Origin of the sequence: Sphingomonas endophytica (assembly GCF_014199415.1) — a bacterium.
Lineage (GTDB): Bacteria > Pseudomonadota > Alphaproteobacteria > Sphingomonadales > Sphingomonadaceae > Sphingomonas > Sphingomonas endophytica.
On record NZ_JACIJN010000003.1, the window covers coordinates 345,147 to 356,204 of the forward strand.

At 69.6% G+C, this 11,058-nt stretch carries 8 protein-coding genes; 5 read left to right on the forward strand and 3 right to left on the reverse strand.

From position 1 onward, the window contains the following. Nucleotide 1: 1 nt before the first annotated feature. Both uxuA and FHS97_RS06980 read right to left on the reverse strand, forming a co-directional pair. Nucleotides 2-1,180 carry a mannonate dehydratase gene (uxuA, locus tag FHS97_RS06975; protein ID WP_221233166.1) on the reverse strand — a complete coding sequence of 393 codons (1,179 nt, stop codon included), beginning with the start codon at nucleotides 1,178-1,180 and terminating at the stop codon, nucleotides 2-4. An 80-nt stretch (nucleotides 1,181-1,260) separates the two neighbouring features. Beyond that, nucleotides 1,261-2,157, reverse strand: coding sequence for an aldo/keto reductase (locus FHS97_RS06980; RefSeq protein WP_184034985.1), 897 nt, complete (start codon nucleotides 2,155-2,157; stop codon nucleotides 1,261-1,263). Between the two features lie 71 nt (nucleotides 2,158-2,228). On the opposite strand from FHS97_RS06980, the gene FHS97_RS06985 reads away from it, so the two are divergent. The 5 genes from FHS97_RS06985 to FHS97_RS07005 all read left to right on the forward strand — a co-directional run bounded on the left by FHS97_RS06985 (nucleotide 2,229) and on the right by FHS97_RS07005 (nucleotide 9,587). Next, on the forward strand, nucleotides 2,229-3,581 hold the full coding sequence (locus FHS97_RS06985) for an FAD/NAD(P)-binding protein (RefSeq protein ID WP_184034987.1): 1,353 nt from the start codon (nucleotides 2,229-2,231) through the stop codon (nucleotides 3,579-3,581). Nucleotides 3,582-3,677: 96 nt separating this feature from the next. Then, on the forward strand, nucleotides 3,678-4,814 hold the full coding sequence (locus FHS97_RS06990; RefSeq protein WP_184034990.1) for a glycoside hydrolase family 43 protein: 1,137 nt from the start codon (nucleotides 3,678-3,680) through the stop codon (nucleotides 4,812-4,814). 112 nt (nucleotides 4,815-4,926) lie between these two features. Then, nucleotides 4,927-6,366 carry a xylulokinase gene (gene xylB, locus FHS97_RS06995; RefSeq protein ID WP_184034993.1) on the forward strand — a complete coding sequence of 480 codons (1,440 nt, stop codon included), beginning with the start codon at nucleotides 4,927-4,929 and terminating at the stop codon, nucleotides 6,364-6,366. A gap of 12 nt (nucleotides 6,367-6,378) precedes the next feature. Further along, entirely contained in the window at nucleotides 6,379-7,689 is a 1,311-nt protein-coding gene (gene xylA / locus FHS97_RS07000; protein WP_184034996.1) for a xylose isomerase, read from the forward strand. A 317-nt stretch (nucleotides 7,690-8,006) separates the two neighbouring features. Beyond that, nucleotides 8,007-9,587 (forward strand): aldehyde dehydrogenase (NADP(+)), encoded by a 1,581-nt coding sequence (locus FHS97_RS07005; protein ID WP_184034999.1) that lies wholly within the window; start codon nucleotides 8,007-8,009, stop codon nucleotides 9,585-9,587. A gap of 679 nt (nucleotides 9,588-10,266) precedes the next feature. Here FHS97_RS07005 and FHS97_RS07010 read toward each other — a convergent pair. Continuing rightward, nucleotides 10,267-11,058 (reverse strand): IlvD/Edd family dehydratase (locus FHS97_RS07010; RefSeq protein ID WP_184035002.1); only part of this gene is annotated, 792 nt, incomplete at its 5' end.

Below are 11,058 nucleotides of genomic sequence, written 5' to 3' on the forward strand. Positions count from 1 at the left end.
GTCACTTCGCTCCCATGAAGGCGAGGCCACGCTCCAGCCCGCGCAATTCCGCCAGCCCACGCATCCGCCCGAGCAAGGAATAGCCGGGGTTGGTCACCTTGGTCAGATCGTCGATCATCTGGTGGCCGTGATCGGGGCGCATCACGATCGAGCGCCCCTCGCGGCGTTGCAACGCCACCACCTCGGCCATCACCGCGGTCAGGTCGCCGCTGCCCTCCAGATGCGCCGCCTCGTGGAACGCGCCATCGGGCTCGCGCTGGACGCTGCGCAGGTGGAGGAAGCCGATCCGCTCCCCCAGCCGCCGAACCATGCCGGGCAGGTCATTGTCGGCGCGCACCCCAAATGAGCCGGTGCAGAAGCACAGGCCGTTGGCGGTGCTCGGCACCGCCTCGAACAGCGCGGTCACGTCCGCCTCGGTGCTGACGACGCGCGGCAGCCCGAAGATCGGGAACGGCGGATCGTCGGGGTGGACGACCATGCGGATGCCCAGTTCCTCGGCGACCGGGCAGATTGCCGCCATGAAGGCGTGGTGGTTGGCGCGCAGCTGGTCGGGGCCGGTGTCGGCATAGTCATGGATCGCGTCGAGAAACTGCGCGGAGGTGAAGCTCTCCTCGCTGCCCGGCAGCCCGGCGATGATCGTCCGCTCCAGCCGCAGCTTCGCCTCGTCGTCCATCGCCGCGAAGCGTCGCGCGGCGCGCTCGATCGTGTCGGGCGCATAATCGGCCTCGGCACCGGGGCGCCGGAGCAGGTGGAGGTCATAGGCCGCCACCGCGTCCAGCTCGAAGCGCAACGCGCGCGCGCCATCGGGCAGCTCCCACGCCAGGTCGGTGCGCGTCCAGTCGAGCAGCGGCATGAAATTATAGGTGACAATGGTGATCCCCTCCGCCGCGAGATGGCGCAGCGTGGTGATATACTGGTCGATCAGCCGGTCACGCTCCGCACCGGCGGTCTTGATCGCCTCGTGCACCGGCACGCTCTCGACCGTCGTCCAGCCGAGCCCGGCGCGCTCGATCATGGCGCGCTGCGCGGCGATCTCCTCGCGCGGCCAGACCATGCCATTGGGGATGTGGTGGAGCGCGGTGACGACGTGGGTCGCGCCGGCCTGACGAATATGCGCCAGCGGCACCGGATCGCGCGGCCCGAACCAGCGCATCGCCTGCGTCATCAACACGTCCGCCATCCTCTCCGATCCTGTCGCCCGCGGCGTTGCACCGCCCCTGTTAGCGATACCACACGATGAAGCAAGCTATGGGAGGCACGCTAGGGCAGCCTGCTCCCCATCCCCGCTTCGAGCACCGCATACCATTGCGTGCGCGTCCATTCGACCCGGTACGCGTCGGCCGCCGCCGCGATCCGCGCCGGGTTCTGCGACCCGACGATCGGGATGATCCGCGCCGGATGCGCCATCACCCATGCCAGCGCCGCAGACGCCGCATCGACGCCCCAGGCCGCCCCCTGCGCAGCGAGCAACGCGCCTGCCGGGTGAGCGGCGTCGGTGAGCCGCCCGCCGCCGAGCGGCGACCATGCCAGCACGGCAAGGTCATGCGTCATCGCATGGTCGAGCGTCCCGTCGAACAGCGGCGCGGTGTGCAGCACCGAGCATTCCGGCTGCGTCGCGACGATCGGCTGGTCGAGGAACGCCTGCAAGGCATCGACCTCGGCGGGCGCATGGTTCGAGACGCCGATCGCGCGGACCTTGCCGCTCGCCACCATCGCGTCGAGCGCTCCGGCGACTTCCTGCGGATGCGCCAACAGGTCGCGGCGGTGGATCTGGTAGAGATCGACCGTCTCCACCCCCATCCGCCGCAGCGAATCGTCGAGGGCCGCCGCGAGATAGGCGCGGCTGCTATCATAGGGGATGCCGGGCCGGATCCCGCCCTTGGTCGCGATCACCATCCGCTCGCGCAGCGCGCGATCCTCGGCGAGCGCGCGCCCGAACAGCGCCTCTGCCGAGCCGAACCCGGCCGGCATGTCGCAACCATAGATGTCGGCGGTGTCGAACAGGGTGATCCCCGCCGCCAGCGCGGCGTCGATCAGCGCGCGCACCGCCGCGATATCGTCTCCGGACAACCGCCACATGCCCCAGGCGAGCGGCGAAACCGCGATCCCGCTCTTGCCCAGCGCACGCGGTTCATTCGATAGGCGCAATGTCGTCATCACCGGCGGCATGGCACAGGGTCGATCGGGATGATAGCATCGAACCGTTTCCCGCGCCGGGCTGGCCGGCGATGATCCGCCATGTCGCGATCGTCGGCGGCGGCTTTTCTGGCGCGCTGCTCGCGATCAACCTGCTGCGCCACGACGGACCGCGCGCGACGCTGATCGAGCGACGGCCGGCGCAGCTCGGGCGCGGCGTCGCCTATAGCGCGGCGCACGAGGAGCATCTGCTCAACGTCCGCGCCGGCAACATGAGCGCCTTGCCTGACGATCCCGACCATTTCGTGCGCTGGCTGACGCACAACGCGCTCGGCGACCGCACCACCTTCGTCCCGCGCCGCGTCTATGGCCGCTATCTGCGCGAGATGCTGGAACAGGCGGTCGCCGCGTATCCGCACCGCCTGACGCTGATCGAGGACGAGGTACGCGCGATCGTGCGGGCGGCGGACGGCTATGAGGCGACGTTCGCGGGCGGCGGCCGGCTCGCGGCGGATGCGATGGTGCTCGCGCTCGGCAATCTGCCGCCGCACACCCCGCCCGGGATTGACCCCGACGCGCTGCCGCCGGGCTGCTACCGCGGCGATCCCTGGGCGGGCGACATCGCGGAAGGCCTGCGCGACGACGATCATGTCCTGCTGGTCGGCAGCGGGCTGACCGCGGTCGATGCCGCGCTGCTGCTCGACTCGAGCGGGTTTCGCGGCCGGATCGTCGCGCTGTCGCGACGCGGGCTCACCCCGCGCCGCCATGCCGACACGCCGCCGCAGCCGGGTCTCTCCGAACGCCCCGCCGCGACCCTCTCGGCGCTGCTGCGCCATGTCCGGCAGCGCAGCGACATGATCGGCTGGCGCGCGGCGGTCGACACCCTGCGCCCGGTCACGCAGCTGATGTGGGGCGCGGCGGACGCGACGACGCGCGCGCGGTTCCTCCGTCATCTGCGGCCGTGGTGGGACGTGCATCGGCATCGCCTCGCGCCCGCGGTCGCGGACCGGATCGCGGCGCTGGTCGCCGCGGGCCGTCTGGAGGTGGTGGCGGGCAAGCTGGTCACCGCCCGCCCCGACGGTTCGCACGCGTCGGTCGCGTGGCGGCCGCGCGGCGAGACCGACACGCGTTGCCTGCGCGTCGCGCGGATCGTCAATTGCACCGGGCCGCAGGGCGACCTGTTGCGCTCGGGCGAGCCGCTGCTCCGCGACCTTCGCGCGCGCGGGATGATCCGCCCCGACGCGCTGCGCATCGGGCTGGAGGTCGACGCGCAGTCGCGGGTCGTCGATGCCAATGGCAGGGTCGCCGAACAGCTCTATGCGATCGGCCCGATGACCCGCGGCGGGCTGTGGGAAGTCGTCGCCGTCCCCGACATCCGCCAGCAGAACTGGACACTAGCGCGCCGGCTCGCCAATGCACAATGGGTCGGCGGCGAGGGGCTTTGACGCGAAAACGGTTGCGCTGCTCTGATGGTAGCGCTACCTCATTTCGCAACGCGCGGGCAGAGACCCGCCGACTGGATCTGAGAGGAGCCCGAAACGATGCGTCGCCCTACCCGTGCCCATCTCTCCCGTGCCTGTCTGTTGCCGCTGCTTGTCGCGCTGCCGCTCGCCGCCTGCGGTGACCGCACGACGACCGCCGACAACACCACGACCGCCAACGCCGCCGCCACCGACGCGCCGCGCGCCAAGGATGGCCGCAAATATCTGTCGCAGCCGCTGGTCACCGATTTCTACACCGCCGACCCCTCGGCGCACGTCTTCGACGGCAAGCTCTACGTCTATCCCAGCCACGACATCGACGGCTCGGCGAAGGAAGACGATCTCGGCGGGCATTTCGAGATGCGCGACTATCGCGTGCTCAGCATGGACGAGCCCGGCGGCAAGGTCACCGCGCATCCGGTCGCGCTCGACGTCAAGGACGTGCCCTGGGCCGAAAAGCAGATGTGGGCGCCCGACGCCGCCTATAAGAACGGCACCTATTATCTCTATTTCCCCGCCAAGGACCGGCAGGGCGCGTTCCGCATCGGCGTCGCCACCTCCAAGTCGCCGGTCGGCCCGTTCAAGGCCGATCCGCAGCCGATCGCGGGCAGCTTCTCGATCGACCCGGCGGTGTTCACCGACGACGACGGCAAGAGCTACATGTATTTCGGCGGGATCTGGGGCGGCCAGCTCCAGCGCAACACCACCGGCACGTACGATCCGAACGGCTCGAAGACCGATCTCGGCGCCGACGACAAGCCCGCGCTGACCCCGAAGGTCGCGCCGATGGCCGCCGACATGAAGGCGTTCGCGGGCAAGCCGCGCGACGTCGTGATCCTCGACGAAAAGGGCAAGCCGCTGCTCGGCGGCGACCATGACCGCCGCTTCTTCGAGGCGTCGTGGATGCACAAGTACAAGGGCAAATACTACTTCAGCTATTCGACCGGCGACACGCATTACCTCGTTTATGCGATCGGCGACTCGCCCTACGGCCCGTTCACCTACAAGGGCCGCATCCTCCAGCCGGTCGAGGGCTGGACGACGCACCATTCGATCGTCGAGTGGAAGGGCAAATGGTGGCTGTTCTACGCCGATACCCAGCTCTCGGGCCAGACGCGGCTGCGCAACGTCAAGATGACCGAGCTGAAGTACAACCCGGACGGCACGATCCAGACGATCGATCCCTTCGTGAAGTGATGTCTGTGCCCCGGCGAAGGTCGGGGCACCGTCGGGCGAGGGTTCCGCATCTCGCGCCGCCATCGTTACCTGGCCCCGGCCTGCGCCGGGGCATTTCATCCGGAAGACACGCATGTTCCTCGGCATCGACATCGGCACCTCGGGCGTGAAGGCGGTGGTGATCGACCGTGACGGCGTGATCGCCGCGCAGGCGACCGCCGCGCTGACCGTCCAGCGCCCGCACCCGCTCTGGTCCGAACAGGACCCTGACGCCTGGTGGCAGGCGACCGACGCCGCGGTCCGCGCGCTCCCCGCCGACGTGCGCCGCGCGGTGCGCGGGGTCGGCATCGCCGGGCAGATGCACGGCGCGACGCTGCTCGGCGCCGACGACCGCCCCTTGCGCCCCGCGATCCTGTGGAACGACGGCCGCTCGTTCGCCGAATGCGAAGAACTGGAACGCGCCGTCCCCGCGCTGCGCGATATCGCCGCCAATATCGCGATGCCCGGCTTCACCGCGCCGAAACTGCTGTGGGTCAAGCGTCACGAGCCCGAGACCTTCGCCGCGATCCGCACCGTCCTGCTCCCCAAGGACCATGTCCGGCTCATCATGACCGGCGAGAAGGCGTCCGACGTCTCCGACGCCGCCGGCACGCTCTGGCTCGACGTCGCGAAGCGCGACTGGAGCGACGAACTGCTCGCCGCGACCGGCCTCACCCGCGATCAGATGCCGCGCGCGGTCGAGGGCAGCGACGTGACCGGCCATCTCCGCGCCGAGATCGCCGAAAGCTGGGGGATGGACGCCGTCCCCGTCGCGGGCGGCGGTGGCGACAATGCCGCGGGCGCGGCCGGGATCGGCGTCGTCCGCGACGGCGACGCTTTGCTGTCGCTCGGCACCTCGGGGGTGATCTTCGTCGCGACCGATACGCTGCGCGCCAACCCGGCGGCGGCGGTCCATGCCTTCTGCCACTGCATCCCGGGCATGTGGCACCAGATGGCGGTGCATCTGTCGGCGGCGGTCTGCGTCGACTGGGTCGCGCGGCTGATCGGTGCGGCCGGTGCCGCCGACGTGTTCGCGCGCGCCGAGATCGCCGGCCCGGCGAGCGGCCCCGAACTGTTCCTCCCGTATCTCTCCGGCGAGCGCACCCCGCACAATGACGCGCAGGTGCGCGGCGGCTTCCTCCAGCTCGACCATGACAGCACGCCCGAGCGGATGGCGCAGGCGGTGCTCGAGGGCGTCGCCTTTGCGCTCGCCGACGGTGTCCGCGTGCTGCGCGAGTCGGGCACGACTGTCGAACGCCTGTCGGTAATCGGCGGCGGCGCACGCTCGCGTTATTGGGGCGAGACGCTCGCCGCCGCGCTGGAGGTCGAACTCGCCTATCTCAAGGGTGGGGAGGTCGGCCCCGCGATGGGCGCGGCGCGCCTCGCGCAGCTCGCGGTCGACGGCGGCACGCCGCCTGAGGTCTGCGTCGCGCCGCCCGTCAGCCACGTCATCACCCCCGACCCGACGCTGGTCGACCGGCTCGCCCCCAAGCGCGCCGCCTTCCGCGCCGCCTATCCCCGTATCAAGCCCTAAAGGAGCACGCCCGTGAGCACCGACTTCTTCGCCGACATCCCCCAGATCAAATATGAGGGGCCGGAAACCACCAACGAACTCGCCTATCGTTATTACGACAAGGACCGGGTCGTGCTCGGCAAGCGCATGGAGGATCACCTCCGCTTCGCCGCCTGCTTCTGGCACACCTTCTGCTGGCCGGGGTCGGACGTGTTCGGCGGCGGCACCTTCAACCGCCCGTGGCACGCCGGCGCGAACGACAGCGCGGCCGCGGCACAGAAGCGCGAGGTGGCGTTCGACTTCTTCACCAAGCTCGACGTGCCTTATTACTGCTTCCACGACGTCGACGTGATGGCCGACGCCGACAGCGTCGCCGAGCATCGCCGCTTCTTCGGCGAGGCGGTCGACCATCTGGAGAAGCTCCAGGCGTCGTCGGGCCGCAAATTGCTGTGGGGCACCGCCAATCTGTTCGGCAACCCGCGCTTCGCCGCCGGTGGCGCGACCAACCCCGATCCGGAAGTCTATGCGTTCGGCGCGATGCAGGTCCGCGACGCGCTGGAGGCGACGCACCGCCTCGGCGGCAGCAACTACGTGCTGTGGGGCGGTCGCGAGGGGTATGAGACGCTTCACAACACCGACCTGAAGCGCGAGCTCGACAATCTCGGCCGCTTCCTGACGCTGGTCGTCGAGCACAAGCACAAGATCGGTTTCGACGGCACGATCCTGATCGAGCCGAAGCCGCACGAGCCGACCAAGCACCAGTACGATTTCGACACCGCCACCGTGTACGGCTTCCTCAAGAAGTATGGGCTGGAGAACGAGGTCAAGGTCAACATCGAGGCGAACCACGCCACGCTGGCCGGTCATACCTTCGAGCACGAGCTGGCGATGGCCGGCGCGCTCGGCATCTTCGGCTCGATCGACGCCAACCGCGGCGATCACCAGAATGGCTGGGACACCGATCAATTCCCGAACTCGGTCGAGGAACTGACGCTGGCAATGATCGAGGTGCTCCGTGCGGGCGGCTTCACCACCGGCGGCTTCAACTTCGACGCCAAGGTCCGCCGCCAGTCGATGGACGCGGTCGACCTGTTCCACGGCCATGTCGGCGGGATCGACGTCGTCGCGAAGGGCCTGCTCAACGCCGTCGCGCTGATCGAGGACGGTCGCCTCGATGCGATCAAGAAGGAGCGCTACGCCGGCTGGGACGCCGAGTTCGGCCGCAAGGTGTCGAGCCTCGACCTCGCCGGGATCGCCGACCTCGCCGAGAGCGCCGCCGTCAACCCGCGCCCGCGCTCGGGCCGTCAGGAGCGGATCGAGAACATCGTCAACCGCTTCATCTGATCCGACACGCTAAAACCGTCATTCCCGCGAAGGCGGGAATCCAGACGCGCAGGTCCGTCAATAAGGGCGAGACCGCAGAGTATCTGGATCCCCGCCTCCGCGGGGATGACGGGTGTGGCGGGGGCGATGCCCCCAAACGCAACGACGCGGCACCGGGCCGCATCCAACTGCTTAAGTCCGGCGCTCGCCGCTGCCCGGAGGCCGCTATTTTCGGCCACGTCACGACACCGGCGATGCCGCAGCAGCCACCGCAGGGTTGCGAAGCCGCCCCCTGCCGCCTAACTAATGTCCGACTAATTCCCATCACGAGGACGATCATGATCGACGGAGCGATGCTCATCGGCGCCGAGGCGCGTCAGGCTGACAAGCGGTTCACCTCGGTCGATCCGTCGACCGGCAAGACGCTGACGCCCGACTTCTCCTCCGCCGGCCCCGACGCGGTCGACGCCGCCGCCGCGCTCGCCGCCGAGGCGTTCCCGACCTATGCCGCGACCGATCCCGAAACCCGCGCCGCGTTCCTCGAAGCCATCACCGACGAGATCCTCGCGCTCGGCGACGAGCTGATCCTTCGCGCGATGCAGGAAAGCGGCCTGCCGCGCGCCCGCCTCGAGGGCGAGCGTGGCCGCACCGTCGGCCAGCTCAAGCTTTTCGCGAACGTCGTCCGTCAGGGCGACTGGCTCGATGCCACGATCGATCCGGCAATGCCCGATCGCCAGCCGCTCCCGCGCCCCGACCTGCGCCGCATGAACGTCGCGCTCGGGCCCGTCGCGGTGTTCGGCGCGTCGAACTTCCCGCTCGCCTTCTCGGTCGCGGGCGGCGACACCGCCTCGGCGCTCGCGGCGGGCTGCCCGGTCGTCGTCAAGGGCCACCCGGCGCACCCGGGCACCGGCGAGCTGGTCGCACGCGCGATCGCCAAGGCGGTCGAGAAGGCCGGGCTGCCGGCGGGCGTCTTCTCCTATCTGCCCGGCGAAACCAACGAGCTGGGCGGCGCGATCGTCCGCGATCCGCGCATCAAGGCGGTCGGCTTCACCGGCTCGCGCGGCGGCGGCATGGCGCTGATGAAGATCGCCGCCGAGCGTGACGAGCCGATCCCGGTCTATGCCGAAATGTCGGCGATCAACCCGGTCGTCATCATGCCGCATGCGCTCGAAGCACGCGGTGCGGCGCTCGCCCCGGCCTATGTCCAGTCGCTGACGATGGGCGCGGGCCAGTTCTGCACCAACCCCGGCCTCGTCCTCGCGATCGCCGGCCCGGCGCTCGACGCGTTCGTCGAGGCCGCCGGTCAGGCGCTGACCGAGAGCGCACCGACCACGATGCTCACCCCCGGCATCCACGCCAGCTTCGAAAAGGGCGTCGAGGCGCTCGCGTCGCATGCGGCGGTCACGACGGTCGCACGCGGCAAGGTCGGCGAGGGCGTCAATCAGGCGGTCGGCGCGCTGTTCCGCACCGACGCCGAGGCGTTCCTCGCCGATCGCGCGCTCGGACATGAAGTGTTCGGCTCGTCGTCGATCGTCGTCGCGTGCCGTGATTTCGCCGAGCTGAAGAAGGTCATCGCCAGCCTCGAAGGCCAGCTGACCGCGACGCTCCAGATCGATGCCGAGGACGAAGCCGACGCCAAGGGGCTGATCCCCGTGCTCGCCGATCGCGTCGGCCGCATCCTCGTCAACGGCTGGCCGACCGGCGTCGAGGTCGCCCCGGCGATGGTCCATGGCGGACCGTTCCCGGCGACCAGCGACGGCCGCACCACCTCGGTCGGCACCGGCGCGATCTACCGCTTCCTGCGCCCGGTCAGCCTCCAGAACCTGCCTGCCAGCCTGCTGCCGGAGGCGGTGTCGGACGCCAACCCCTGGGGCATCGCCCGCCGCCTCGACGGCAAGCGCGAGGCGTCGCCGCGGTAAGCGTCGCGGGTTGTTGTGAAACGGAAAGGGCGGCCCTTCGGGGCCGCCCTTTTTGTTCACGCGGAGGCGCGGAGGTGCTCCGCCCAGCGTCGCAGGCATGTTCAAAAACGAAGCCGGATTCGTCATTGCGAGCGCAGCGAAGCAATCCAGAGCCGGATCAGGACGCCCTGGATTGCTTCGCTGCGCTCGCAATGACGAAAATGATGTCCGGCCGGCGCGGCAAACGCTCCCTCTCTGCGCCTCCGCGTCTCTGCGCGCGATCAATCCACGCCAAGCGGTGAGCACGAAGCTGTCGAGCAGGCGCCACCGTGCCACTTGCCCCGCGTCCTCGCGGCTGCGCGTGCAGCAGTCTTAGGCGCGCAGAGACGCAGAGAGGTCGTGGGCTACACGTCGTGCAGTTCCTCACAAGGATGTGAAGGGCTGCTGGCGCAGCCGGGAGAGACTTCTCGAGCGCCCTCCGCGCCTCCGCGCCTCCGCGCCTCCGCGTGAGAAATCTTGAATGCGCGCAGAGCACGCGAAGGACGCGGACAGGCGGTGCGCCATGCCACATTCCGCGAAAGCAACCATCGTCATTCCGGTGGACGGAAGCCGTACCTGCGGCGCAACCTCTCTGCGCCGTCTGCGCGAACAAAAAAGGCGCGGAGAGAAGACCCTCCGCGCCTCCGCGTGTACAGATCCGTCAATGGTTGTCGCGCGGCAGCCCCATCGTCTGCGCGATGCGCTGGTACTTCTCGGCACCCTCGAGGATCGCGCCGGTGCTCATCTGCCCGACCACGGCGCGCTGGATCTCCTGCCACGGCGTCTGCGAGGCCGGATAGGCATAGCCGCCCGCCGCCTCCAGCGCCGCGCGCCGCTCGGCCAGTTCCGCCTCGGGGATCAGCACGTTGGCCGTCCCCTTGCCCAGATCGACCCGCACCCGGTCGCCGGTCTGGAGCAGCGCGAGGCCCCCCATTGCGGCTGCCTCGGGCGAGGCGTTGAGGATCGACGGCGAGCCGCTCGTCCCCGATTGCCGCCCGTCGCCGATGCACGGCAAGGCATGGACACCCTCGGTGATCAGATACGCCGGCGGGCGCATGTTGACGACCTCGGCCGCGCCCGGATAGCCGACCGGCCCCGCGCCGCGCATGAACAGCAACGTCTCGGGCGTGATCCCGGTCGCCGGATCGTCGATCCGCGCGTGATAATCCTCCGGCCCGTCGAACACCACCGCCGGCCCCTCGAACGCCTCGGGGTCGTCGGGGTTCGACAGGTAACGATCGCGGAACTCGGGGCTGATGACGCTGGTCTTCATCACCGCGGCGTCGAACAGATTGCCCGACAGCACGATGAACCCGGCCTCTTCCTTGAGCGGCGCGTCATAGGGGCGGATGACCTTTTCGTCCTCGATCGCGACGCCGCGGCAATTGTCGCCCATCGTGCGGCCGTTGACGGTCAGCGCGTCCTCATGGATCAAGCCCTGCTCCATCAGCTG